General features: G+C 61.9%; 1 protein-coding gene. It reads left to right on the forward strand.

What is annotated here, in order from left to right; translation table 11 throughout:
* Window positions 1-554 (forward strand): methyltransferase domain-containing protein (locus D1614_RS28640; protein WP_119440531.1); only part of this gene is annotated, 554 nt, incomplete at both ends.

Here is a 554-nt window from a genome sequence, read left to right on the forward strand (position 1 = left end):
ACCGACGGATTTCACGCAGGTCAATCACCAGATCAACCGGGTGCTGATGTCGCGGGCGCTGAAGTTGCTCGATGCCCAGCCCAGCGATCGGCTCCTTGACCTGTTCTGCGGTATCGGCAACTTCACGCTGCCAATGGCGACGCGGGCGCGCGAAGTCATGGGCATCGAAGGCAGCGAGGCGCTGACAACCCGGGCGCTCGCCAACGCCCAGCACAACGGTTTGGACGCGAAAACCACGTTCGCTTGCCGCAATCTCTTCGAAGTGTCGGCCGATGATATTGCCGCTCTGGGCAAGTTCGATCGTTGGCTGATCGATCCGCCGCGCGAAGGTGCGTTGGCTGTGTCCAAGGCACTGGCTGAGTTGTCTCAACGTGGCGGTGAGGCGGCTGATTTGCTGCCTAAGCGTATCGTCTACGTGTCATGCAACCCTGCAACGCTGGCGCGCGATGCGGGTTTGCTCGTGCATGAGGCCGGCTACAGGCTGGCGGGCGCAGGGGTGGTCAATACGTTTCCGCACACCTCGCACGTGGAATCGATGGCGGTATTCGAGCGTG

It is taken from the genome of Maribellus luteus (assembly GCF_003576475.1).
Lineage (GTDB): Bacteria > Bacteroidota > Bacteroidia > Bacteroidales > Prolixibacteraceae > Draconibacterium > Draconibacterium luteum.